The following is a 25,305-nucleotide window of genomic DNA, read 5'->3' on the forward strand; positions in this document are numbered from 1 at the left end:
TTTTTTTAGTTTAGGGGCTTGCATTATAAAATGATATCTATATAATGATGCACCAATGGAGACGTGGCAGAGCGGTTGAATGCACCGGTCTTGAAAACCGACAAGGGTTAATAGCCCTTCGAGAGTTCGAATCTCTCCGTCTCCGCCAAATTCGAAAAAGCCCCAATCAGCAATGATTGGGGCTTTTTTTTATGGTATCGATAAAAATATTAATTAGTACCTTTCATAAAATCCTCAATAGTAGGTTATACAGCTACTTCACCAGTGAGTTTTCAAATTCGATTGTCTGATCGTCTACTAAGGTAAGCGTACCTTTATTAATCTCGATAGTGATGCCACTAGCGTTTTTGATAGCGCGCATGACATTGATATCCTCAATGCTGCTTTCAATAATGATCTTGCCGGATTGTTCTGGTGCGATAGGTGGATCAAACGTTGTCAAAGGCACATTAAAGTTTTTGCCCTTTGTCAGGTTGGCATCCTTCATGGTCAGCGTCCCTTTAAAACTTTTTATCGCGCCTTTGCCATGATTAGATAGCATAAACTGCATTTTGACTTGATTTAAGCTATCGCTATCACTGGTTTTCACAGGGAGCAGGGCGACAGGATACATCTGTGCAGTAGCGTTCGCCGCCTGACCTTTGACAATTGGGCTTTTCTTGCCCGTTGGGTTATTTGGATGCAGCCGCTCGTATTCACGCTGTTGTATCAGCGCTTGCTTGATAGTGGTGCGCGGCATGGCTCCTGATTCATAAGCATCGCTCAATTTCATACGCAGCATATATCGGCTAAGTACTTGTTGATCGGACTCAGACAATTGCTCAAAAGTTTGCCCTAGCTTTTTTTGCCATTGGTCAGAATCTGTCGGTATGGTTGTTTTACTTGGATCAGTCTGCGGTGATGAGCAGCCAGTCGCAATCACTAGCATTGCTACCGTCATGGTTGAAAACAAATTTTTGTTTAAAAGCTGATGTAAGTCCGTCATCGTACCCCTCCTTACAGATCTTTATTATGTTGAAACCTTATAAATAGTCGCGACTATATTCTTAATATACCTTGTTTAAACATCTGTTGTGTTTAATTATGGCTAACTAAAATTGCAAATATCGCAGAGTACTTAAAAACATATGTACTATGAATCAGGTGCAAGAAGGACATAACAAGAAGAGAGTTAGAGAAGAATCAGTAATGCTTTAACTTTTATAGCAGCCACAAAAAAGACCAAGCTCGCGTTAGCAAACTTGGTCTTTTTTATTTTAATACTATTTAGCAGCGATACTATTAATTAGCAACGATATTATTAATTGTTTAATCGTTGTCTTGTAACTCAGATAGCGGATGAGTGATGTTATTATTATGCGTCACTACAATCGCTTCATCGATAATGTGCTGGCTAACGCCGCGTTTACGTAGCGTTTCGATGAATACTTCATCATGGGCAAGCGTATAATCCTGATGGTCACGATCCAAGCCCTGACGAATATAAAGACGGATAAGCCCTTGAATGCGCTTAAAGCCCAAGTCTGATGACGTCGTTTCTAATAGACCAATCATCTCTTCAGACAAACGAATACTAATCGGGCGCATGATCTTTTGCGGATGATCAGAAAACTTATTTTTTATACGTACAGGTATCATAATAAACCATTACTTTTAGTGAGTAAGAGCGAAGCACTCAAACAAAAACGAACCCAATCAAAACTAATCTTACCATACAACAAAAATGTCTAAAAGAACACCACAGCCGTGCTAATATTATTAGAAGTAAATATAAAAGACACAGCAATAAAAAAACCTCCATCAAATTATGATGAAGGTTTTTAGTATATGGCTCTCCAACCTGGGCTCGAACCAGGGACACACGGATTAACAGTCCGTTGCTCTACCAACTGAGCTATTGGAGAATAGCTGGTCATAACAGCAAGTTATTGACGCTTTATATTAAAGCAGTTAATTAGCTTGTTTGCGTTATGTGGGGCACATTTTAGCCAAGTCACTACAGGCTGTCAACCTTATTATGCGTTTAATTATAAATATTATCGCAATTATTGAAAATTAACGTCAATCCCTTATCAGATAGGCTATTTCAAGACAGAACTCAGTAGAAAATGACGATAAATGTGTTTTAAAAATAAAATGTGCTTTGGAAATAAAAATTATTTTCAGAAAATTTTATAGGGCACATAGGATAAACGATAAGAATATGGAACCAGACATCGATTCGGCAAAGTAAAACTGAATTTGGTGCTTTGTATTTTTGAATACAAAGGTGATGCGACACCGTTTGACACAATAAAGTTGCAAGACAGCCCTTCACATTGGCAGTAGAGTTCTATAAAATACCGACCATGTGGTTTCTTTGCTATGTTTTTTCATAGCATGCGTTGAACAAAAGCGGGTGTTCTAAAGATGAGTCCTACTACTACTATTGCTTATGGTTACTTAGCCATTGCCATCATTTGTGAAGTGATCGGCACTACTTTTTTGATGAAGTCAGAGCAGTTCACCCGTTTGGTGCCGACGATCATTATGGGTTTGCTTTATGTCATCTCATTTTATCTATTGGCTCAGACGCTCAAGATCATACCGCTAGGTATTGCGTACGCACTGTGGGGCGGACTCGGAATCGTACTGACATCGCTTGTTGGCTTGGTGTTCTTTAAGCAAAATCTTGATACAGCAGCAGTGATCGGTATCGCGATGATCGTCGGCGGTGTTGTTGTGATGAACTTATTGTCTAATTCTGTGGTGCATTGATATGGAAAATGCTTATAAGCGTAAAAAACAGCCAGAAGTTATTCGTCGTGCGTTGTTAGATCAGGCAGCACGTATCACGTTGGAGCAAGGCTTATCTAAAGTGACGTTTCAGGCAGTCGCTGATGCGGTTGGAGTGACAAAGGGTGGGGTGATGCATCATTTTTCTACCAAAAATGCACTCGTGCTAGAAGTTTTCAACGATGCAATGGCTAAGTTTGAGGCAGAAGTAAACGCAGCAATGGCTGACGATCCTGTTAAGTACGGTTCATTTACCCGCGCTTATATAGACGCCACTATCAGCCTCGGCGAGCAAGGACAGGAAGAGTACGATAACCAAGCGACCTTATATGTATTGATGCTAGGCGATAGTGAGCTGCGTGAATTGTGGGCTAAATGGGCGAATGAGCAACTCAAAAAGCATGCAGCAACGGATAACACTGAGACATTATGTATGGTTCGCCTCGTCGCTGACGGTATTTGGCTCTCAGACTTTTCAGGTATTAATATCGCAGACAAACAATCATTACGTGATCGCTTGATAAAAATGACGCAACAAGACTTTGATTTATAAGACGATGCTGATTTATAAAATAATTTTTATTTTACTATTTAAAGACTAAATTTCTTAAAGACTAAATTTCGAAACTTAACTAACGACGACACTATTCGGCCTGAGTACTTTTATATAGCTACTTTTGCCAATCGTCCTAAGGAGAATTTATGACTGATTTTAATAATTTGACAGATATTATCGATTTAGACCAAGTACAAACAGCCTATATCAATGGTCGCTATCTAGCGGTTGATGAATCGCTGACGACTTTTGAAGATATCAATCCAGCCACTGGTGAAGTATTGGCAACGATTCAGCAAACCAGCAATGAGCAGATTGACGAGGCCGTAAAAGCCGCACATAAAGGTCAAAAAGTTTGGGCGGCGATGACAGCGGTCGAGCGTGGTCGCATTTTATCAAAGGCTGTTGAGATATTGCGCGATCGCAATGATGTGTTGGCACTACTTGAGACCAAAGACACAGGTAAAGCCTACTCTGAGACGAAGTATGTCGATATCGTCACTGGTGCTGATGTCGTTGAATACTATGCAGGTCTGGCACCAATGATTGAAGGTCGTCAGATTCCATTACGTGATACTAGTTTTGTATACACTCGCCGTGAGCCACTTGGCGTGGTCGCGGGTATTGGCGCATGGAACTATCCGATTCAAATCGCGATGTGGAAAGCGGCGCCTGCACTGGCTGCTGGTAATGCGATGATTTTTAAACCATCAGAAGTGACACCGTTGACGGCATTAAAACTGGCAGAAATATTGACAGAAGCTGGATTACCAGATGGTGTGTTTAACGTCGTACAAGGTAACTATGAAGTGGGTCAGGCGCTGACTGAACACCCGGATATCGCAAAAGTATCGTTCACAGGTGGTGTACCAACTGGTAAAAAAGTCATGTCGAGCGCGGCAAGCTCATCTCTAAAAGACGTAACTTTAGAGCTTGGTGGTAAGTCGCCATTGATCATATTTGATGATGCAGATATCGATACGGCTGCTGACATCGCTATGATGGCCAATTTCTATAGTACTGGTCAGGTATGTACCAATGGTACGCGCGTATTCGTCCCTAAAGCGCTACAAGCGAAGTTTGAGCAAGCTATCTTAACCCGTGTTGAGCGTATCAGACTGGGCGACCCTATGGATGAGAACATCAATATGGGTCCGCTAGTTAGCTTCCCGCATATGGAGCGCGTGCTTGGCTATATTGAACAAGGTAAGAAAGGCGGCGCACGTCTACTAACAGGTGGCGAGCGCGTTACAACAAACGATCTTGCAAACGGCGCATTTGTCGCACCGACAGTATTTACTGATTGCACGGATGATATGACTATCGTACGCGAAGAAATCTTTGGCCCAGTGATGTCGATATTGACTTACGAGACCGAAGAAGAAGTCATTCGCCGTGCCAATGATACCGATTATGGCTTAGCAGCTGGGGTTGTGACTGCAGATCTAAAACGTGCGCATCGAGTCATCGCTCAGATTGAAGCTGGCATCTGCTGGTTGAATACATGGGGCGAGTCGGCAGCACAAATGCCAGTAGGCGGCTATAAGCATTCTGGTATCGGCCGCGAAAACGGTATCGAAGCGCTCGAACACTATACTCAGACCAAATCTATCCAAGTAGAGTTGGGTGTGTTTGAATCTGTCTTTTAAACAATCTTATTGAGAAAAACGAAGCCAGTAAGGTTGCTTATTAGCTTTTATTTAGCCTTTTTAGTAGACCTTACTGGCCCTAAACGATTTATGTTTTTTCAATATTATGGAGTATGTTATGACATCAACCACACCTGAGTATGACTATATTATTGTTGGAGCAGGCTCAGCAGGAAATGTGCTGGCTACGCGTCTGACCGAAGATGCCAGTATTAAGGTACTGCTGTTAGAAGCAGGTCGTCCCGATTATCGTTTTGACTTCCGTACCCAAATGCCAGCTGCACTTGCCATGCCATTGCAAGGGACGACTTATAACTGGGGTTATAAGACAGATCCTGAGCCATATATGAATAACCGTGTCATGGACTGTGGCCGCGGCAAAGGGCTAGGTGGCTCATCACTGATTAACGGTATGTGCTATATCCGTGGTAATGCGCTAGATTTTGATGATTGGTCTAAGATAAAAGGTCTGTCAGACTGGACGTATTCGGATTGCTTGCCGTACTTCAAAAAGCTAGAAAACTGTGACGCTGGCGAGAATGACTATCACGGCGTGGGCGGTCCTGTTGAAATGACTACCTCAAAGCCAGGAGTCAATCCACTGTTCCAAGCTATGATTGAAGCGGGCGTACAAGCTGGCTATCCACGTACCGAAGATCTAAACGGCTATCAGCAAGAAGGTTTTGGTCCGATGGATCGATTCGTGACGCCTAACGGTCGCCGTGCATCAACAGCTCGCGGCTATCTTGACCGTGCTAAACCGCGTAGCAATATCACGATTTTGACGGGTGCGTTGACTGACGTAATTTTATTCGACGGCAAGCGCGCTGTCGGTGTCAAAGTCGAACACGAAGGCCAGACCAAGAACTTCCATGCCGCTCGTGAAGTAATTGTTTCATCTGGTGCGATTGCCTCACCGCAACTGCTGCAGCGTTCAGGTATCGGCCCAGGTCAGTGGTTAAAAGACGCTGGCGTGACCGAAATATTGGATCTGCCAGGGGTTGGTAATAATTTGCAAGACCATCTAGAGCTATATATGCAGTATGAATGCAAACTGCCAGTGTCAATCGCGCCTGCCAATAAATGGTGGAATAAGCCTGCGATTGGTGCGGAATGGTTATTCAATGGCACAGGTCTTGGTGCGTCTAACCAATTCGAAGGTGGCGGTTTTATCCGTACGGATGAGAAGTTTACCCATCCAAATATTCAGTATCATTTCTTGCCACTAGCTGTACGCTACGATGGCCGCAGTGCTGTTAAATCGCATAGCTTCCAAGCACACGTTGGCTCATTGCGCTCACCAAGCCGTGGCCGCGTCAAGCTAAAATCACGTGACCCGAAAGCGCATCCAAGCATTTTGTTTAATTACATGTCACATGATCAGGACTGGCAAGAGTTCCGTGCTGCAATGCGTATCACGCGTGAAATCATGCATCAGCCAGCACTTGATCCTTATCGTGGACGTGCGATTGCACCGACCGATGATCTGGTCACCGATGCTCAATTAGATGAATACGTACGCAATCATAGTGAGACGGCTTATCATCCATCTTGTACTTGTGCGATGGGTGAGGACAACGATTCGGTAGTGAATGGCGTAGGTCTGGTCCATGGTATTGACGGCTTGCGAGTGGTTGATGCGTCTATCATGCCAAATATCATCAGTGGTAATCTCAATGCCACGACCATTATGTTGGCAGAAAAAATCGTCGACAAGATGAGAGGCGTACAGTTGCCACGTTCAACGGCAGATTATTACGTGGCCAATGGTGCACCGCTGCGCTCAGAGCCGATGCGTGATTATCTCTCGACAGTGTAGGCTGCGATATAAGCCTGCATACAGGATACTGAATAAATAACGATATGAGAAAATTTTAACCAAAAGGCCTTTCCAAGTAGAGGCCTTTTCTATCAGCGCTAACGTATTAGAATAATGAATACCGTTCAGGTTGAATTTGTTTATAATTTTATTAGCTTTTTATTTATTGGTACTGCTTTGTCCGTCATGCGGTTGGTTCCACGTATACGGTTAAAGATCATCAGTCTACTATTAGACGATGCCGGACAAAGCAATATCGGACCCTGTTTAATTTACTTATTGAGGTCTTTTATGTACAGTTCGCCATCACAAGATGTGACGAAACCTCTGACCCTAAACAAAACCGTGTTTATGGGCTCAGCTATTATTTCTATTTTATTGATAATCTGGACCATCGTTTTTCCAGATTATAGTGAGGCCTTGTTGAGCGCAAGCATGACTTGGGTATCAGACAAGTTTGGCTGGTATTATATGTTGGTGGTTGCCGCTTATAGTATCTTCGCGTTGTTTGTTGGTTTTTCTAAGTACGGTGATATAAAGCTTGGTCAAGACCACGAAAAAGCGCAATTTCCATTTTTAGCGTGGGCGGCCATGCTGTTCTCAGCGGGTATTGGTATTGACCTGTTGTTCTTTGGTGCCTCTGAGCCTTTGATGCATTATTTGACCCCTCATACAGGCCTAGAGCCTGCTAGTGCTGAGGCCATGCGTGAAGCGCTTGCTCAGACCTTCTTGCACTGGGGTCTACATGGTTGGGGTATTTATGCACTAATCGGTATGGCGCTGGCTTACTTTGCTTATCGCAAAAACATGCCACTCGCGCTACGCTCGCCGCTAACACCGATATTCGGTGAACGCTTAATCAAAGGTTGGTTAGGCGATGGTATTGATACCTTCGGCGTCGTCTGTACGTTGATGGGTATTGCGACCAGTTTGGGTATTGGGGTATTGCAGGCCAATGCTGGCTTGACCCATGTGTTCGGTATCGAATCTAGCAAAACGGTTCAGGCGCTCATCATTGTAGGTGTTGTCGCTGCCGCCGCTATTTCTGCGATGACAGGTGTCGAAAAAGGCGTTCGTCGTCTATCTGAATTCAACATGCTGTCGTCAATACTGTTGTTGCTTGCCATATTGGTTATGGGCAATACGGTGTATCTATTAAATACCTTTACTCAAAATATCGGTCAATATTTCCAAACCATCATTTATAAAACCTTTGACGTTTATGCTTATGACGGTGCTGCTGGTGCCGAGTGGAAATCTTGGTGGACGATATTTTTCTGGGCGTGGTGGGTTGCTTGGGCACCATTTGTAGGTCTGTTTATCGCGCGTATTAGCCGTGGCCGTACTCTACGTGAGTTTGTATTTGGCGTGATGTTTATTCCGCTTGGTTTTATCTTCGCATGGTTCTCTATCTTTGGTAATTCAGCGATAGATTTGGTTGCCAATGGCGCAACAGAGCTAGGCGAAATCGCAGTCAATGATGCAGCAATGGGCATGTTTGCGCTGTTTGAGTACTTCCCTTACAGCGAAGTGTTGTCATTTGCTGGTGTGGTTATTGGTCTTATTTTCTTTGTGACTTCTGCTGACTCAGGCGCGTTAGTACTAGCGAACTTGAGCTCAAGAGGTATGACCAATGATACCGATGCTCCTGTTTGGTTACGTCTGTTTTGGGCAGCAGCCACTGGTCTTATTACGTTAGGACTGCTATTTGCAGGTGGTTTTTCCTCACTACAGTCTGTCTCTGTCATTGCAGGTTTACCATTCTCTATTATTCTTGTGCTTTACATGATGTCTATGTGGAAGTCGCTAAAAGAAGAAGGCAATAAGCGTAAAGCCAGTACAATCGGCACGGCAAATGTGTTGGACAGTGGGAAGAGCTGGAAAGCGCGTTTGCAACGTATTGTGAGTTTCCCAGGACATGCACAGGTTGAAAAATTCTTGCATACGGTCGTTATGCCAGCGATGTCTGAGGTCGAAAAAGAGTTTAAAGCAGGTGGTCTCAAAACCTCGTTAGATACCAAAAACCTTGCTAGTATTGGTGAAGGTATCGATGCAGGCATGGACCAAGATAGTGGTCAGGTAGACGGTCTAAAACTACGTGTTGGTCATGGCGATGAAGATGACTTTATTTATGAAGTCAATCTGATTAAAGCTCATCGTCCTAACTTTACATTGAGCACATCTACCAAGCACGCAGAGTACTACTACCGTGCGGAAGTGTTCTTGAGCGAAGGCTCGCAAGAGTATGACTTGGTTGGCTACTCAAAAGAGCAAGTATTGGTTGATATCTTAAATCAGTACGAACGTCACTTGCAGTATCTGCATTTAGAGCGTTAATCAGGCACACTTTTTAAGTAAAACTATTAGTAAAAATGTCCCCATAAGTTGCACGCAGCTTATGGGGTTTTTTATGGATAACCATTTATAAATAACTATTGTTTGAATTGAGGGTATATCCCAAATAAGTGGCAAACAAGCGCCGCAAATATAAGGTAAAATTCATTAAGATTAAATTGATCGACTAATACGCTGCAACGTATTAGCAAAGGATACATTTGTGACCAAATTAAAGTACATAGCGCATTACTCAGAACAGATTCAAACTCAAGCTGCTCAGCTTATAACTGAGGATAGGTTGGGCGAGTATCTGGAAAAAAAGTACCCAACTCAGCATCAAATCCAAAGCGACAAAGCGCTCTATCAGTATATAAATGAGATAAAAACTCAATACATGCGTAAGATTGGTCAGCTATCAAATGTCAGCTATAGCAGTAAGCTCAAGGTTTTAAAACATGCCCTAGGTATCCATACGACGCAATCGCGTGTACAGGGCAGTAAGCTCAAATCGCACAATAGCATCACGGTAGCCAGCCTATTTAAAGACGCGCCGCCAGAGTTTTTGCGCATGATAGTGGTGCACGAGCTTGCCCATTTCAAAGAGCATGAGCATAACAAAGCTTTTTATCAATTATGCTGCCATATGGAGCCTGAGTATCATCAATTTGAGCTGGATACGCGACTGTGGTTACACTGGCGAGAGTTGTAACACTAATATAGTCATTCCACTATAAAAGTATTACGGCGTTAACCTCGCTTGAAGTATCAAATATACCTCTGCACTCGGTTGCCTTGTACTACTTTTAAATTGAATCGACTATAGTATGAATAACAACCTTAACAAGGTTCATAGTGATGTTAACAGCCGCCACATAAATATCGTGTCTTCTTTTAAGCCAATCATCTGAGCCGCCAGAATTACGTTATAATCCTAACCACACACGATAGATATAGTCCATAAAAGGTTGTAAACAATGATCAGTACCAAAATATATAAAGCCATTTACACCTTAGCCGAAGAATTATTAGAAGCGGACCGCAGAGGTAATCAAGAGAAATTTGATTCGCTGTATGCTGAACTAAACGCCATTTGTACCGATAATGAAGGCACTGACAAAGACCACCCAGAACAATGGGAAACGCTTGCTGACTTCACAGAAGATTTGGACGCAGCACTGGTGATTTATGACAAAGCACTGGCCAAGGCTACTGCCATTAACTCAAAAGATCATATGTCATCGATTGCTTTTTCTATGGCGGTGCTACAGCTTGAGACAGGCGAAAAAGAAGCCGCTGTCCAAAGTCTACAAAATGCTAAAGTCACAGCCAATAAAATTGAAGACAAAGAGTTCAAGGTTGAGATTGATGAGATGCTTACTAAGCTATTGGCAGAGTAGTTTGGTTTATAGTTAGTCCTCCAAAAATTGGGTACGGTGTCAGTCTCGCTTAGCTTACTACTTGTCGTACTTTCACTAGGCTTCCTTGTATCCAAGTTATATTGAACCGACTATAAATAGAGCAATCCGATATGCAAGACATACCTGTGGTAATCGTTGGTGGTGGGCTAAGTGGATTATATGCTGCCTTCTTATTAGAGCAAAAGGGTATAGCGTATAGACTGCTAGAGGCGTGTGATACCTTGGGTGGTCGCATTGCAGTTGCTAAATATACAGATGCGCATGCTACTGATAACAGTACTGATATCGATCAAGCAGAATCAAGCGCGGCGTTTGATTTAGGGCCGTCATGGTTTTGGCCTGATTATCAAACGCAGTTAAGTACGCTTATTGAGTCGTTATATTTATCACGTTTTTCGCAGTTCGAAGAAGGCAATATGATGGTTGAGCGCGCTGCCAACCAGCCACCTGTGCGTATGCAAGGTTATAAAAGCGCACCACCTTCTATGCGTCTAGTTGGTGGTATGGCCGCTTTGATTGAGGCGCTATATGCTCGCCTAGATGCTAGTTGTATTATGACCGGTCAAACCGTACAGCAATTAAACAGGACGCCTCAACATATCGAAGTACAGAGTGAAGATACTTCTGGACATGTGAACGGACATGTGACCACGCTCCGAGCGCAGCATGTGCTACTTGCATTACCGCCTCGATTGGTAGAAGGTCAGATAGTATTTCAGCCAGCGCTACCGCAAGACTTAAGTGAACAGTGGCGCGAGACAGCCACTTGGATGGCTCCCCATGCCAAATATGTCGCTGTTTATGAATCACCATTTTGGCGTAATACTGGTCTCTCGGGTGCCGCGCGCAGTGCGATAGGGCCGCTCACTGAGATACATGATGCCTCTACGCTAGAGGGCGATGGGGCATTGTTTGGTTTCTTTGGTGTTCCTGCTCAAGTACGACAGAGTGTCTCTGATACAGTGCTAAAAGAACATTGCCGTGCCCAGTTAGTGCGACTATTTGGTGAGCAGGCGAGCACACCAAAAGCTGAATATCTCAAAGACTGGGCACAAGACCCATTAACAGCGATGCCCGCTGATGCTAGCGGCAACGGTCAGCATGCAGTAGCACCGGCGTCCAAGCCAAAAACAGGCGTGTGGCAAGACTGTCTAACAGGTTGTGGTAGTGAGTGGTCAGCGCAATTCCCTGGCTATCTTGCTGGGGCAATTGATGCAGCAGCCGTCGCTGTAGGAAGCCTACCTGCTACCATTTTGCGCCAGTAGCTATTAGGGTGCTGTTATACGTTATTATAAAAGCCATCAAACATGATTAAGAAAATTCGTCATCCAATAGGATAGTCGATGAATGACTCGCTCAAGCAAACCAGTATTCACAAAACCACTTGGCTGTTGCCTTTCGTTTGTCTACTGGCAGGTGGCGCACTCACTGGTATCTCGACCAATGTGGCAAAGTACGCTATCGATGTCGGTCTGACCCCATTAGGGTTTTTGTTCTGGTCGATTACTGGCGCTGCTGTTATTTTATTTATGATAGCGCTCATCAGAAAAGAACTCCCTCCTCTTAATGCGCGCAGCTTAGAGTATTATTTCGTCGCGGCGCTTGTCAGTGTCGCGGCCGCCAACTTACTGTTATTTTCTGCTATTCCTCATGTGGGCGCAGGTTTCGTCGCCTTAATCCTCTCATTGCCGCCACTGCTAACTTATCTTGGTACGCTGATACTACGTATAGAGCAATTTTATATTGTCCGTGCGCTTGGGGTCATCGCAGCACTCATCGGGGCAGGAACATTAGCCATACATAAATTCTCTGCGCCAGATTCTAGTGTGTTTTGGATTTTAATCGCGCTTTGTGGACCAGTGCTACTCGCTATTGGCAATATATATCGGACATTACGCTGGCCTGATAATGCGTCTTCTGGCGCACTCGCTCCAGGTATGTTGATTGCGGCAGCGCTGCTGCTAGGTTTATTTAGTGCGATGTCAGACTTTTCTATCGCTGTATCTTTAGAGAGTTGGCTACCGCTAAGCATGATAGCTATACAAGCATGCGTATTCGCTGGACAGTTTTTACTATTATTCCTACTACAAAAGACAGGTGGGCCCGTGTTGCTGAGTTTGTTAGGTGCGGTAGGGGCCATTGTCGGCGTACCCGTCGCTATTTTTTTGCAAGGGGAAAGTCCACCAGAAGGTTTATTTTTAGGCGCCACCTTAATTGCGATTGGCGTGGCATTGGTGACATGGGGTGGTATAAAAATAGCAAGAGTAAAAGAAGAAGTCTCATAAATGTGTATAGGCGATAGCATTAAACTATAGAGTTATTAAAACCGTTACTGCCTAATGGGTACTTCTTATCTCACTCTCGTTATCAGTATCTAGCTTATCAATAGCTGCTATGACTCAATAATTGGTTACGATTAACTTCAATCACTTTTTGTGGATACGACAAAAAAGGAGTATAAGTATCGTGGTTATCGTTGTCATGGACTCAGGCTATGAATGCAGCCACGCGTTATCGATTATTAAATAATTTTACGATTCTGATTAGTGTCATCGGGGTAGCGATTGCCTTGTTAGATAGTGGTTTTACACTACCGACGTGGCTCCAACAAGTGTTCCATATTTTCTATTTGGTCATTATTTTTCTCAGCTTTATGGTGACCGCTGGGCGTTACGTCTATACCAAAAAGCCATTAACGCTTAATAAAGTCGCCGTCTTTGACGCACTGACCAGCATTGCCATTATTATTTTATTGACCGCGCATTTTACGGACTTAGTACGTTCGGGCCTATCTGCTGCCGTTGATGGCTTTGTCGCGATAAAGATAGCAGTGTTTGTCACCTTCGTCCGCGAACTCTCCGATCACAATTTCAATCTCAATCGTACCTTTCTACATCCTGCCCAGTTTTTTATTCTAAGCTTTTTAGTCGTGGTGCTGGTTGGAGCATTGCTATTGATGATGCCCAATGCGACAACGCAGCCGCTGTCTTTTGTGGATGCGCTTTTTACCGCGACCAGTGCGGTTTGTGTGACAGGGCTTATCGTAGTGGATACTGCCACCTATTTTACGACTTTTGGCCAAGTCATTATTATGGGGCTGATACAAATTGGCGGCTTAGGTATTTTGACCTTTGTGACCTATTTTAGTTATTTTTTTAAGGGCGGTGTCAGCTATGAGACACAAGCCAGCATCAGCGAGATGTCTTACATGCGCGGTATGGGTGATGTGGTGTCGACACTCAAGTCTATCTTATACGTCACATTTGCTGTCGAGGCGGTAGCGGCTGCGCTGATTTATATCAGTATTTATGACATACCCAATATGGATTGGTCTGAGCAGCTATTTTTTTCGGTCTTTCATGCGATTTCTGCTTTTTGTAATGCTGGGTTTTCTACCTTTAGTGCTGGCTTGTACGATGATTCGCTACGTTTTAATTATTCACTACAGCTGATTCTGGCAATGACATTTATTTTTGGTGGTATGGGTTTTACCATCGTGGTCAATGTGCTTAGGTATTTACGTTATCGTGCTCAGCGGCTGATAAATCGTCATGACCAACGCTACATTTATCAGCCTTGGTTACTTAATATCAATAGCCGTATTACTTTGATTACCACAGGCGCATTATTGCTAGTCGGTCTGATTGGGGTGATGATATTTGAATACAATAATGTGCTCGCTGACCACACGAGCTTCCTCGGTAAGCTAGTGACAGGGTTCTTTACTGCGGCTACCCCGCGCACGGCAGGGTTTAATGTGATTGATATGGGCGAACTTACATTTCCAACGGTGATGCTGACGATATTTCTGATGTGGATTGGGGCGTCACCAAACTCTACAGGTGGGGGTATCAAGACCAGTACCTTTGCGATTGCGTTATTGAATACATTGAGCCTAGCTCGTGGTCAGACCAAGATAGAGGTATTTAAACGAGAGATTGCGGAGATTTCAGTTCGCCGCGCGTTTTCTATTATGTGGCTGTCGCTACTGGTCATCGGTACGGGCGTGACACTCATCAGCTATGATCAGCCAGAGCTTGATTTGATCAAAGTGGTATTTGAGTGCTTCTCAGCTTATAGCACGGTGGGCCTAAGTTTAAACCTGACAGCAGACTTATCAGATTTTAGTAAAATAGTGGTTTCGGTCATTATGTTCGTTGGCCGCGTCAGTATGCTGACAATCTTTATTGCACTGCTTAAAAATATGCGCCAACGTAATTATCGCTATCCTACTGAAGAGATTACGATTAACTAATCCGTCGCAATCAGACTGAGTCGTTCTTAATAAATAGCAAAAAAATATTAACAAAGGTTGTATAAATTATGAAGTACATCATCGTAGGACTAGGGAATTTTGGGGCATCATTGGGCTCGGCATTGACCAGTCAAGGGCATGAAGTGATTGCTATTGATAGTAGTATGCAACGGGTTGAAGCTTACAAAGAAGTGATTTCGCATACGCTGTGTATGGATGCCACGGACGAGTATACGGTTAGCGGATTACCAATCGTTGATACCGATATTGTCATTGTGGCGATTGGCGAAGATCAAGGGGCCAACGTTATGGCAACAGCGCTATTTAAGACGTTAAAAGCCAAGCGTTTAATTAGCCGTAGTATCAATCCACTACACGAAAAAGTCCTGCAAGCTATCGGCGTGGACGATTTGATTCACCCTGAAAAAGAGGCGGCCAATCGCTGGGCCAAGCGTCTGTCATTACGCTATTTTGTCGATTCGTTTGAATTGAGCGATAACTTTAGCATGGTAGAGATTAAGATTCCAAATGTATTGATTGGTAAGACTGTCGACGACTTACAGTTAGAGCAAAAGTTCAATATCCGATTGCTTAGTACGTTGCGCTATGAGTATTATGAAGACAGTTTCGGTCGTACGCAGAGCAAGCCTAGCATTCAAGGTTTGGCGACGCCTGAGCAAGTATTGCAAGAGCGCGATGTATTAGTGATTTATGGTGCCAACAAACACATTAATCAGTTCTTACGTAGTGTGGGTATGAAAATCAAATAGCAGCTTGCCATCGCAGTGATACCAGAAGGTATAGGGAAATGATTATGAATAAGCGAAGTATATCTGTCCTATTGATCGCTATAATGGCACTACTGTCAGGTTGTGATCAATCAGCGCAAGACCCGAACGTTCTTTTGTCTGAGCATCAAAAAGACCCGATTAAAGAGTTGGCGATTACCTCAGACGTGGATCACAGTCAGTTTGGTTACAAGCAAACCTTTTATGTACCGATTTATTCTGATATCTATACCGATAGAGACGCTCGCAAAGTGCTGCTATCGGCCACGCTGAGTGTACGTAATACCACGCTCAAAAAGTCACTGTATATCAATAAAATTGATTATTACGATACAGATGGAGCATTGGTCAAATCATATCTAGATAAGCCTATCGAGCTACCAGCGATGGCCACGCTCAACTATATCGTCGAAAAAGAAGAAGACAAAGGTGGCTCTGGTGCCAACTTTATCATAGAAGTCGAAGGTGTAGATGAGACAGTCAGACCAGTGATAGAAGCAGTCATGATCGGTAACTTTAGCAATAAAGGCTTTGCCTTTAGTACAGAAGGCACGCCCGTGATACATTAAAGGAATGTATTCAGTGAAGTAATAAGTAACAAGGAAAGTTTAATTCAACTCAAGGAAGCGTTATGTCTGCAACCAAAGAAGAAATCAGCGCCTTTATGGCATTGGAGTTTCCCCAAACCAAATGCGTCGTCGAGACGGTCAACGAAAATGGTGCGACCTTATCGCATGAGATCGGTATAAATGAATTGCGTCCCGGTGGCACAGTTTCGGGACCTGTCATGATGGCCGTTGCTGATGTAGCCATCTATGTGGCGATACTCGGAAGAATCGGTATTGTCCCGTTAACGGTGACGACGAGTTTGACCATCAACTTTTTGCGTAAGCCATCAGCAAGTGCTCGTATTATCGCTGAATGTACCTTGATGAAGGTAGGGCGCACGTTGATAGTAGGCGAGGTATCTCTGTATTCAGAAGGCTCTGATGACATTGTGGCTCACGTAGTTGGTACGTATTCGGTGCCGCCTAAGCGTTGTTAAAGCTAGTTAGTTTGTCGTGTATTTTACTCACTCACTAGGGTCTGATCCTGGTGGAAAATCATGGCGTAGCTGTGCGACGTTAGCAGTAGTCACTATATCAGTGAAATTATTTAGATCGCTATGCACGTATTGTGTGACAGCTGCTATTTGCTCGTCATTCATCATGCGGTGGAATGATGGCATGCCGCGTAGACCATTAATAACGACACTAATAATGTAGTATTTCGATTGCATCTTGCTGTTATTGGCTAGCGGTGGATAGTAGCCAGCACCTTGTGCGCCTTCACCTTTTTGCATATGACAACCTGCACAGGAGTCATCGTAGAGCTTTTTGCCATTAGTGGTAAAGAACCCCGTTTTACCTTGTGTGCTGCCTTCAAATTTAGTGAGCCACTGCTGCATGCTGGCATCTTCACTCATCTTTGGTATTGAGCGTACATCGACTATATTGGTAGTAGGTTCAGCCAATTCTGCTTTGGACATATATACGCCGCCCCATGCACCTTGATTGCGACTGGCTTGATTGTCAAAATTTTTGTCGAATATCATTGGTGCTGTCTGCGGACTGGCGATAGTGGCTGCGTTTTCTGCCTTGTACTGACTACAGCCTGACAACGTTGTGAACGCTATCGACCCGCCGACCATGAGCATTATTATTGCCTTGCTCGAGCTAGATAATTTGATTGAGTTTGCTGTCATCACGTTCATAATTGTTCCTAATGTGCTTAGTCTCATTGTTATCATCCTTGCTTCAACGGCAGACTGGTTATTCAAAGCTCATTACTCAAAAGCTGGCTATCCAAGTTTCTTGGCCTTTTGATGTAAGCGTTTGGCAGCATCCATACCGGATAATATCGCGCCCTCTTGCCATGCAGGAATATGTGAGCAATGCTCTCCTGCTAACACAATACGATGATCTATCTCGCATAATGTCTCATAGTACTGCTCACGACTTGACTCGCTCCAAATACCGTAGCAGCCAAGCGACCAAGGGATACGGTGCCATGCGACAGACGTGCCCGAACGGAACTCTTTGGTATATTGCGGATGAATCTGTTTGCCATAGGCGAGCGCGGCATTGATACGTTCTTTAGGAGTCAACGAGTTAAATTTGTATGAGGCTTCCCCAAATCCATACGCGCCAAGTAGCACGCCCGAGCCTGTGCTAAACATATCTTGTGACGGGTAGGAGATTTGCGAGATAGGCATATCGGTATAGGTGATGCCGCCATAGATCCATTCATCCTCTTCCCAAAACCGTCGTTTAAACTCCAAGCCCACTTTGTAAGAGCTGTCATAAGGAACGGCTGCCATCGCTTGCTTCATTGGCGCGGAGACATTGATATCAATCTGCGTCAGTATGGATAAAGGAATCGTACAAATGCACCAATCTGCGCGCACGGTTTTGATAGCACTATCAGGGCTGTTGCTATCAACATAATCAACAGTGACGCCAGTTTCGTCTTGATTGATTTTGGTGACTTTGGCATTGAAGGTAATCATCTCGCGACATTCACGTGTGAACGCATCACCGATTTTTCCCATACCGCCAACAGGCTGAAACATCGTTGGTTGATGCACATGGACGGTATAGTTGGTATAAATATCCGACCACATGCCTGAGTCTAGTAATTTGTCCATCGGTATGGGGGTTGATGGCTTGGCATCTGGCATTAGACCACCACCGGGATATACGCTATAGCCACGATGCTTACCAGTCTCATGGCTTTTGACATAGCGATAGTTATTATCAAGGACACCCCAGCCTTTTAAGCCTTCGAGTAGTTTTTCTTTGTCCTCTTTATTGACCGTACTATCGAGACTGCCCTTATTGACGGCTTTGGACAATAACTCTGACACATAACCGCGAATATCGCTTTGTACTTCGCCTAAGCGCTGCGGCGCCCCATCGAAGTGATTGGTACGATGCAAATAAGCGCGATCATTGGTTTGGATAAAAGGCTGCAATGCCACACCGAACTTTTTGCAGTAATGAAAGACCGCGTAGTGATGGATGGGCAATCGCCATGGACCGCCATTAAAGTAATTACCTTTTTTAAAGTCGCACGTGACCTCAGCACCGCCCAGCTCCGTATATTTATCACCACTATTGAGCGTCCAGCTACGTCCGCCGCCGCGGTTTTGATACTCAAGCACGGTCACTTTGTAGCCTGCTTTGCGTAGCTCATAGGTCGCAGTCAGCCCGCCCAACCCTGCACCCAAAATCACGATGCTGGCACCAGCCGGTGCGCCTTCGAGATTCATCTCTTCTTTAAAGCTCGACTCGGATGCAAACCCCAACGTGGTCATCGCTTGATACATCGCGGTCGCGCCTGCAGTCTTGCCTATCATGGAGAGCAGTTGCCGACGCGTAGGGGATTGGAGCAGGTCATTCATAGGATTATCCTTATCGTGCTGGTCTTTGCCATATGACAAAAGGCGAAGATTAGAGCGCATTTCTTATAGTTAGTTTTAATGCCAATTCTTAGGGTTAGCTTTTTTCTTTTATCACACGCGTGACATCCGCTGCGCTGACATCGCTGTTTGGTAAACCACCAAATTTAACTCGTACGTAGTTAGTGATGCTAGCGATTTGTGCAGAGCTTAAATCTTCTGAGAAGCCAGGCATTTTTGGTGCTGTGTTAAAGGCACCTTTTGCCCCAAATGCAATGACGCCAATGAGTGCATCAGGTTTTACGCGGCGAATACTACTCAAACCAACGATGGAGGCGTAGCGTGCATCGGGCTGGGCGTAACCGTCGACGCCATGACAGCTAGCGCAATGTGTCAGATACAACTCTTTTGGCGTGTTGCTGTTCAGACCGCTATTGTTGGCACTGCTGACAGTATTGGTTTTGGCACGCGCCAGATAGTCTTTCTGCTCTAGCAAGTCATAAGTAATCGAGTTACTGACTGGTTGCGGTAGACGAGAGACATTGACAGGTATCAAATAATCATCGGTCTTAATGGCTGGGACGACTTTTAAATAGTCAGCCATCGCTATCAGGTCTTCATCAGTGAGATAACGCGTACTATGTGCCACGGCTTCTGCCATTGGCCCGCCCGCATAAGCGCGCTTATCAAGTGTTCCTGTACGTAGGTAAGTTACGATGTCCATTTCGCTCCAACGACCAATCCCTGTGTCGTTGTCAGGCGTGATATTCGGTGCAAACCATTTGCCAAGTGGCGCCCCAGATAAGTAGCGGTCTTTATCGAGGCCTTGAGTTAAGTTGCGCGGTGTATGACAAGTGCCGCAGTGTTCTAAGTTATTGACCAGATATTCACCGCGCTGCTGGGTTGTCGTCAGCCCTGAACGATTTTTAGTAGAGGGCACATTAATGACATTCCATGCCAGCATCAAGCTACGGAGGTTTAATGGGAAAGGCAAATGAGTGGTTTTTTCAGGGGGTTTGTCTACGATAGGTACGGTCTGGAAATAAGCAAATAAGGCGCTGATATCCTCATCTGTCATGCCATGATAAGACGGGTAAGGCATCGCAGGATAAAGCTGATGATTGGGTGCACGACCTTTTTGCAAGGCCTTTCTAAAACTGGCTTCGGTATAGTTGCCGATGCCATAGCGCGTTGACGGTGTAATATTGGTTGAGTAGATATTGCCAATGGGTGTCTCAATTGGTACGCCGCCACTATAGTCTTCACGGTGGCAGGCCATACAGTCAGCGGTACGCGCCACGTAAGCGCCGCGGTTGGCAAGCGCACTATTGGCTGGACTGACATTTGGTAGGGTTATTCGACTGTGCAAATTTTCCATTGGCAGGCTGACCGTGCCTGCCATCACGACGGTAGACACTAAGCTGAATCCCAATGTCAGTATTATTATCGAAGAAAATGACAATGCTGGCATGACGGCAGAAAGTGGCTTCACAATGTCCTTATAATACCGATAAATCATGTCTAATTCCTTTTTAAGCTTTCTGCAAATCACTACTAGTAACTATTAAGACAGTGGCGAAACATTAAAAAGCACTACTGTCTGGCGGCTTCGACCTTGATACTTAAGTCAAGGTTTTTGGTCAGGCCGAACCAAGCGAATTTATTGATATTCCATTTTGTGCGATTAATCGTAGTAGTGAACTCGCCACCGCAAACATCTTTTTTGATGCTCGTGTTTAGATAACAATCGAACTTAGTCGCGGTTAGGCTAATTGGGTGGGTCTCGCCATGCAGTGTCAATTGTCCATCTACCCGAGTAACATGAGGGCTTCTATTATCTTGATTGAAATGCCATTTCGTCGATTCGAAATGTGCTGAAGGAAATTTCTGCATATCAAAAAACTCAGGCCCCGTTAGACTATTATTGAAAGAAGGGTTGCCCGTATTTAAGGAGTTTATCGGTATGATCAATGAGATATCACCTGATCTTAAGTTTGGATCGTATTGCAATTGACCTTTGATATTATAAAAACCACCAGTCGTGGCTGAACTCTTAAAGCGTTCAATAGCAAATCGGATATGAGTGCTGGCAGGATTAATAGCGTAACTGGCAGCTTGACTGCTATTTGCAGTGCCTACGAGTAGTAATGGAATGGTCAAAAAAGAATAGATATGCGATGGTTTTGGTCTAATAGACAACAAGCGCATAGCTACATTCCTTTGCAGGCTATTGATATAGAGGAGCTTATTCACAAGCGCTATCCTTGCATTTGCTTAACAATAAGCCAGTGATTGTTTATTATTTATACAGGGTTTTTCAAATACTTAGTAGTGCTATTTTAGTAAAGAGTTAACGAACGACTCTGTTATGCCCGAACGTCAATTCCAAATATTGATGCATAAGTATTGATACCTAATTATTGAAGCTAAGTACTGATGCATAAGTACTGAATCTAAGTGCTGACTTTAAGTATTAGAGTGCTCAATACTAGACAAGCTAAGACCAGTACGTCCTTTATCATCGTTGGTGCTGTGTGCCTTACTCTTAATCGATTGTTTGAAAAATAGGGCTGCGAGCGCACAGGCTATGGTTAATGACAGTAGCATTGAGACCAATGTATGGCTAAAGAAATGATCGCCAAACAGCATCTTATACAGTCCCATTGTCCAGCCCAAAATAGTTACTGATACGACTATCTGGTAGCGGTATTTTCTTAGTGTCGGTAAAAAAGCCAGTCCATATAAAGAAAATCCTGCGCTGGCGTGAGCTGCTGGGAAGCATCTGGCTGGCGTTGCTGCTACGATGTTTTGCCATAGATTGAGATAAGGCAAATCCCCATTAAAAATAACCAAGTCATTTGGGCAGCTAACATGGGTGACGCCTTTGAGCGTGGCAATGGTAGCAGGTACAATCGCCAATATAATCAGTAGGTAGCCGATCTCCCGAACGGATAAAGGAATCAAAAATCTATCAAATTTATTGCGATGATGCGATGCAATGTCAGGCACAGGCAAGGGCTGTCTGTACTTAACAATTAAAACGACTATTAAGTATATAGCTAGCAGGATTAATAGTGCCTTGGGCAAATCATAAAAGATAAACGCATAAGGCTGTGCGCCTTTTTCTAGTAGCCAGTGTCCATTGGTATAAAAAAGCTCACTAATGCGTATATCTAACTGACTGTGCTCAAAAATTAAGGTGGCCATGACGGTCACGCACAGTAGTTTTAGCCAGTCCCAAGTCATTGCGTTGTTTTCTGAAGTCATGACTACACCTAATACCGTATATGCGATGTTGATAGTTCTTAATACGACCTTCGTTTTATTGTTTAAGATAGTGCTAGCAGCTCAGCGTGCTTATATGCGAGTGCTCGTCATCCTTTAATAAAATAGAGCAGACTTTAATAAAGTAGAGCAGATAATGCCATTACCCATAAAACCATTAACAAACTTAACGCTAAGAACTGCGCCGCAGAGCCGACATCTTTTGCTATCTTCGCAAGTGGATGCCTGGCTGTTGATGTATGGTCGACGCAAGCTTCGAGTCCTGTATTGAGCAGTTCAACAATCAACGACAAAAAAGAAGCGACGATTAGCATCATTTTTATACCAAGCGCAAAAGGCAAAACGATGACAGCAGCTAGCAGTACAAGATTGAGCCACACAACTTGTCTAAAAGCCGCTTCAAATTTATATGCGGCTTTAAAGCCATCTATAGAGTAACCAGTGGCCTTTATAATGCGGAGGATTCCTGTTTTACCTTTAGCATGACTCGCAAAGCTATCAGCTGCAAATGGACTATCATGTGCTGTTTGGTTGACAGAACTATGCTCGGCTGACGGCTCTATAAGGTTGGTATGAGTGATTTGCTTCATAGGGCATTCTTAACGGTCTATTAAAATTAAGATAGCCTGAGTATAAGATGAGAGAGGTTAAGAAAACGTTAAGAGGATATAGAGGGATGAGAATAAAGCGTAATGGTTGTTTAAATTTTCATTTCCCAATCAGTAATTATGATTAGGAAATGAAGATGTATTTGGACTATCACAAGGTTATTTATAATAAATACTAAAGGTGCTACCACCTGAGCGATTGGCTTGGTGAGTGAGCTGCCAGCCCATATGCGACATGATACGCTGGACGATACTGAGTCCTAGACCTGATCCTTCAACCTTATGTTTTGTCTCATGCTCTGACGACAGTATTGTTTGCTCGTCTTTATACTGAGACTCTAGTCGCTCAAACCGTTCATAGAGTAGAGGCATCATCGCCTCAGGAATACCTAAGCCAGTATCAGTCACCGTGACTTTTTCTTCATCGATAGTAATGGTTACCTCGCCATCATCGGTATATTGAAACGCATTTTTTATAAGATTGCCCAACGCCATTTTTAGTAGTTCGGGCCGTACGTAAGCGCTGTATTCTCGCTCAGCAATTATCTGACAAGTAACAGGCTTATACCGCAGCAAGTACTTTAGTCGCTGCATTTCTGCTAAGGCGATATTGTTGATAGAGGTTTGCGGTGCGTCTAACTTTTCAGGCGCGCGCGATAGTAGAAGCAGGGCGGTTATAATCTCAGAAGTTTCTTTGGCAGTAGTGCTAATGCGATTGGTAAACTCATTTAAGTGGCTGTCAGGGTCTAGTTGCGAGGCCAACACCTCGGAAGCCCCCATGATAATAGTTAACGGTGTGCGTAACTCGTGACTGACATCACCAGTAAACAGTTGCTCACGCTTGAGATACTGCTCTAACTTGTGGTTTTTCTCATCGATGGCCCGTGCCAAGACACCAACCTCAGATGGCAAGTGTGTCAAATCGCTTAAGTTGTGATGGTCAGTCTCGACGGCTCGCTTCAAATCTAATAGAGGCTTGATGATTTGTTTAGAGGACAACTGAGAGAAGATAGCGGCGATAAGTAAGCTTAGAATCACGGCTACTTTTAGCGTATCTGCAAATATGTCTTCTAGGTGTTCAAATATCGCCAAAACTGGATAATTTTCCATTACCATTTCGGTGTTTTCTAGGTAAGTCAAAATATAGGTTTGACCGTCTTGGGTGTAGGCGAAAAGATGCAAGTTGGCATGACCTGCCCCAGATTCTTTATTAATAGTGACAGAAGTCTCTTGCACTGTGTCATTGGCTATCGCTTGTAAACTAGCAGGTGCTTTGTCATAGCGATAAATCTTGATACCTGGGTCAGCGATATAGATAGGCTGGTCACCATACTTTTCTTGACTAAGCTCTAGCTGCTGCAACAAGCGAGCCTTGACCAAATCTTGCTCTATTCGGCTCTCTGCGTATAAAAAAATACTGACAAAAGCTGCGCACAGTAATAACGCGAATATGAAGTAAGACAGTCTGAACTTATTGGCTATCGAGTCTATATTGAGCATGGCATGGGACAACCTAATAGAAGAAGGCGATATATAACAGGGCTATATATAATAGAGCGATAAATACGATATGGTAAGTCGGTTAGTAAGTCACATGAGGTTTATTCAATTCATGCTGCAATCACGACTACGCGCTTGCTGATTTGTTAGGGTCAACAACTTGGTAACCCACGCCAGGTACTGTGACTATCATGGGTGCGTCAAATGGCTTATCAACCTGTGCACGCACGCTGTGCATATGGGTGCGCAGTGCATCACTACTGGGTACGTCTAGTCCCCATACTTTTTCTTCAATCTCATTTTTACTGACGACTCTAGGCGCTGCACTTATTAGGATATGCAATATTTTAAAGCCAGTTGGGGTAAGCTTCAGTGATTGTCCCTCACGCATAATAGTATGCTCACTATTGTTTAAGGATAGTGCTCCGACGGCAATACTGTGGGCAAAATGATCGTCTTCATGGCGACGTATGAGCGCTTTGATACGGCACTCCAACTCAACCAACGAAAACGGCTTGACCAAATAATCGTCAGCGCCACTATCAAACCCAGCGACTTTATCCAAGATTGTATCGCGAGCCGTGAGCATGAGCACAGGCGTTTTGTCATGCAACTCTTCTCTGAGTTTTTTGCACAGCTGCGTGCCATCCATACCTGGTAGCATCACATCTAGCAATATCACATCATAACGATTGTTTGAGGCAAGTGTTAGCCCGCTATAGCCATTATGTGCGTTATCCAACTCAAACCCTTTTGGCTCAAAAAAAGCATAAATATTGGCCACGATATCGGGGTTGTCTTCAATAACGAGTATCTTGTACATGATGCTGACCTAAAAAATAGTGGTTACCTAAAAGGACTGAGTAATATAAGAAC

Annotated in this window: 23 protein-coding genes and 2 tRNA genes; 14 read left to right on the forward strand and 11 right to left on the reverse strand. The window is 44.0% G+C overall.

The annotated features are described in order from the left end of the window. The first annotated feature begins 57 nt into the window (after positions 1–57). A tRNA-Ser gene (locus JMX91_RS09975) sits at positions 58–148 on the forward strand. A gap of 105 nt (positions 149–253) precedes the next feature. Here the strand turns inward: JMX91_RS09975 and JMX91_RS09980 are convergent. The 3 genes from JMX91_RS09980 to JMX91_RS09990 form a co-directional block, all read right to left on the reverse strand. Then, positions 254–985 (reverse strand): hypothetical protein, encoded by a 732-nt coding sequence (locus JMX91_RS09980; protein WP_201548901.1) that lies wholly within the window; start codon positions 983–985, stop codon positions 254–256. 323 nt (positions 986–1,308) lie between these two features. Further along, positions 1,309–1,638 carry a hypothetical protein gene (locus JMX91_RS09985; protein ID WP_057761113.1) on the reverse strand — a complete coding sequence of 110 codons (330 nt, stop codon included), beginning with the start codon at positions 1,636–1,638 and terminating at the stop codon, positions 1,309–1,311. Positions 1,639–1,828: 190 nt separating this feature from the next. Further along, positions 1,829–1,904: transfer RNA gene (locus tag JMX91_RS09990), tRNA-Asn, on the reverse strand. Between the two features lie 505 nt (positions 1,905–2,409). Between JMX91_RS09990 and JMX91_RS09995 the strand changes: the two genes are divergently transcribed. The 13 genes from JMX91_RS09995 to JMX91_RS10055 all read left to right on the forward strand — a co-directional run bounded on the left by JMX91_RS09995 (position 2,410) and on the right by JMX91_RS10055 (position 16,642). Beyond that, positions 2,410–2,757 carry a DMT family transporter gene (locus tag JMX91_RS09995; protein ID WP_201548902.1) on the forward strand — a complete coding sequence of 116 codons (348 nt, stop codon included), beginning with the start codon at positions 2,410–2,412 and terminating at the stop codon, positions 2,755–2,757. A 1-nt stretch (position 2,758) separates the two neighbouring features. After that, positions 2,759–3,328: a TetR/AcrR family transcriptional regulator gene (locus JMX91_RS10000; protein ID WP_227679367.1), complete on the forward strand. Its 570-nt coding sequence runs from the start codon at positions 2,759–2,761 to the stop codon at positions 3,326–3,328. A gap of 149 nt (positions 3,329–3,477) precedes the next feature. Further along, a complete protein-coding gene (betB, locus tag JMX91_RS10005; protein ID WP_201548903.1) occupies positions 3,478–4,980 on the forward strand; it encodes a betaine-aldehyde dehydrogenase in 1,503 nt (500 codons plus the stop codon). A 118-nt stretch (positions 4,981–5,098) separates the two neighbouring features. Beyond that, positions 5,099–6,799, forward strand: a complete 1,701-nt coding sequence (gene betA / locus JMX91_RS10010) for a choline dehydrogenase (protein WP_201548905.1) — start codon at positions 5,099–5,101, stop codon at positions 6,797–6,799. 291 nt (positions 6,800–7,090) lie between these two features. Further along, positions 7,091–9,136 carry a choline BCCT transporter BetT gene (gene betT / locus JMX91_RS10015; protein ID WP_201548907.1) on the forward strand — a complete coding sequence of 682 codons (2,046 nt, stop codon included), beginning with the start codon at positions 7,091–7,093 and terminating at the stop codon, positions 9,134–9,136. A 220-nt stretch (positions 9,137–9,356) separates the two neighbouring features. Then, the gene (locus JMX91_RS10020) at positions 9,357–9,845 is read left to right on the forward strand and encodes a M48 family metallopeptidase (protein WP_114700452.1); all 489 of its coding nucleotides are present in this window, start codon (positions 9,357–9,359) and stop codon (positions 9,843–9,845) included. 265 nt (positions 9,846–10,110) lie between these two features. Then, entirely contained in the window at positions 10,111–10,533 is a 423-nt protein-coding gene (locus JMX91_RS10025; RefSeq protein ID WP_201548909.1) for a tetratricopeptide repeat protein, read from the forward strand. Between the two features lie 131 nt (positions 10,534–10,664). Further along, complete coding sequence (locus JMX91_RS10030) at positions 10,665–11,819, forward strand: flavin monoamine oxidase family protein (RefSeq protein WP_201548911.1); 1,155 nt, start codon at positions 10,665–10,667, stop codon at positions 11,817–11,819. Between the two features lie 78 nt (positions 11,820–11,897). Further along, on the forward strand, positions 11,898–12,839 hold the full coding sequence (locus JMX91_RS10035) for a DMT family transporter (protein ID WP_201548913.1): 942 nt from the start codon (positions 11,898–11,900) through the stop codon (positions 12,837–12,839). Positions 12,840–13,048: 209 nt separating this feature from the next. Further along, on the forward strand, positions 13,049–14,809 hold the full coding sequence (locus tag JMX91_RS10040) for a TrkH family potassium uptake protein (RefSeq protein ID WP_201548915.1): 1,761 nt from the start codon (positions 13,049–13,051) through the stop codon (positions 14,807–14,809). 68 nt (positions 14,810–14,877) lie between these two features. Beyond that, complete coding sequence (locus tag JMX91_RS10045) at positions 14,878–15,579, forward strand: potassium channel family protein (RefSeq protein ID WP_201548917.1); 702 nt, start codon at positions 14,878–14,880, stop codon at positions 15,577–15,579. Between the two features lie 44 nt (positions 15,580–15,623). Next, a complete protein-coding gene (locus JMX91_RS10050) occupies positions 15,624–16,166 on the forward strand; it encodes a DUF3124 domain-containing protein (protein ID WP_101206454.1) in 543 nt (180 codons plus the stop codon). Positions 16,167–16,228: 62 nt separating this feature from the next. Further along, positions 16,229–16,642 (forward strand): PaaI family thioesterase, encoded by a 414-nt coding sequence (locus JMX91_RS10055; protein WP_160022205.1) that lies wholly within the window; start codon positions 16,229–16,231, stop codon positions 16,640–16,642. Between the two features lie 27 nt (positions 16,643–16,669). On the opposite strand, the gene JMX91_RS10060 is transcribed toward JMX91_RS10055, so the two are convergent. The 8 genes from JMX91_RS10060 to JMX91_RS10095 all read right to left on the reverse strand — a co-directional run bounded on the left by JMX91_RS10060 (position 16,670) and on the right by JMX91_RS10095 (position 25,252). After that, positions 16,670–17,350 (reverse strand): c-type cytochrome, encoded by a 681-nt coding sequence (locus tag JMX91_RS10060; protein WP_227679368.1) that lies wholly within the window; start codon positions 17,348–17,350, stop codon positions 16,670–16,672. Between the two features lie 87 nt (positions 17,351–17,437). Further along, the gene (locus tag JMX91_RS10065) at positions 17,438–19,039 is read right to left on the reverse strand and encodes a flavin monoamine oxidase family protein (RefSeq protein ID WP_201548918.1); all 1,602 of its coding nucleotides are present in this window, start codon (positions 19,037–19,039) and stop codon (positions 17,438–17,440) included. 94 nt (positions 19,040–19,133) lie between these two features. Next, on the reverse strand, positions 19,134–20,507 hold the full coding sequence (locus JMX91_RS10070) for a c-type cytochrome (protein ID WP_413786792.1): 1,374 nt from the start codon (positions 20,505–20,507) through the stop codon (positions 19,134–19,136). Positions 20,508–20,629: 122 nt separating this feature from the next. Continuing rightward, complete coding sequence (locus tag JMX91_RS10075) at positions 20,630–21,244, reverse strand: YceI family protein (RefSeq protein ID WP_201548921.1); 615 nt, start codon at positions 21,242–21,244, stop codon at positions 20,630–20,632. A 258-nt stretch (positions 21,245–21,502) separates the two neighbouring features. Then, positions 21,503–22,303 (reverse strand): PAP2 family lipid A phosphatase, encoded by an 801-nt coding sequence (locus tag JMX91_RS10080; RefSeq protein WP_201548922.1) that lies wholly within the window; start codon positions 22,301–22,303, stop codon positions 21,503–21,505. Positions 22,304–22,437: 134 nt separating this feature from the next. Then, positions 22,438–22,911: a diacylglycerol kinase gene (locus JMX91_RS10085; protein ID WP_201548926.1), complete on the reverse strand. Its 474-nt coding sequence runs from the start codon at positions 22,909–22,911 to the stop codon at positions 22,438–22,440. A 177-nt stretch (positions 22,912–23,088) separates the two neighbouring features. After that, on the reverse strand, positions 23,089–24,429 hold the full coding sequence (locus tag JMX91_RS10090; RefSeq protein ID WP_201548928.1) for a sensor histidine kinase: 1,341 nt from the start codon (positions 24,427–24,429) through the stop codon (positions 23,089–23,091). Positions 24,430–24,556: 127 nt separating this feature from the next. Next, positions 24,557–25,252: a response regulator transcription factor gene (locus JMX91_RS10095; RefSeq protein WP_201548929.1), complete on the reverse strand. Its 696-nt coding sequence runs from the start codon at positions 25,250–25,252 to the stop codon at positions 24,557–24,559. Between the last annotated feature and the right edge of the window lie 53 nt (positions 25,253–25,305).

This window comes from Psychrobacter sp. Pi2-1 (assembly GCF_904846645.1).
Classification (GTDB): Bacteria; Pseudomonadota; Gammaproteobacteria; order Pseudomonadales; family Moraxellaceae; genus Psychrobacter.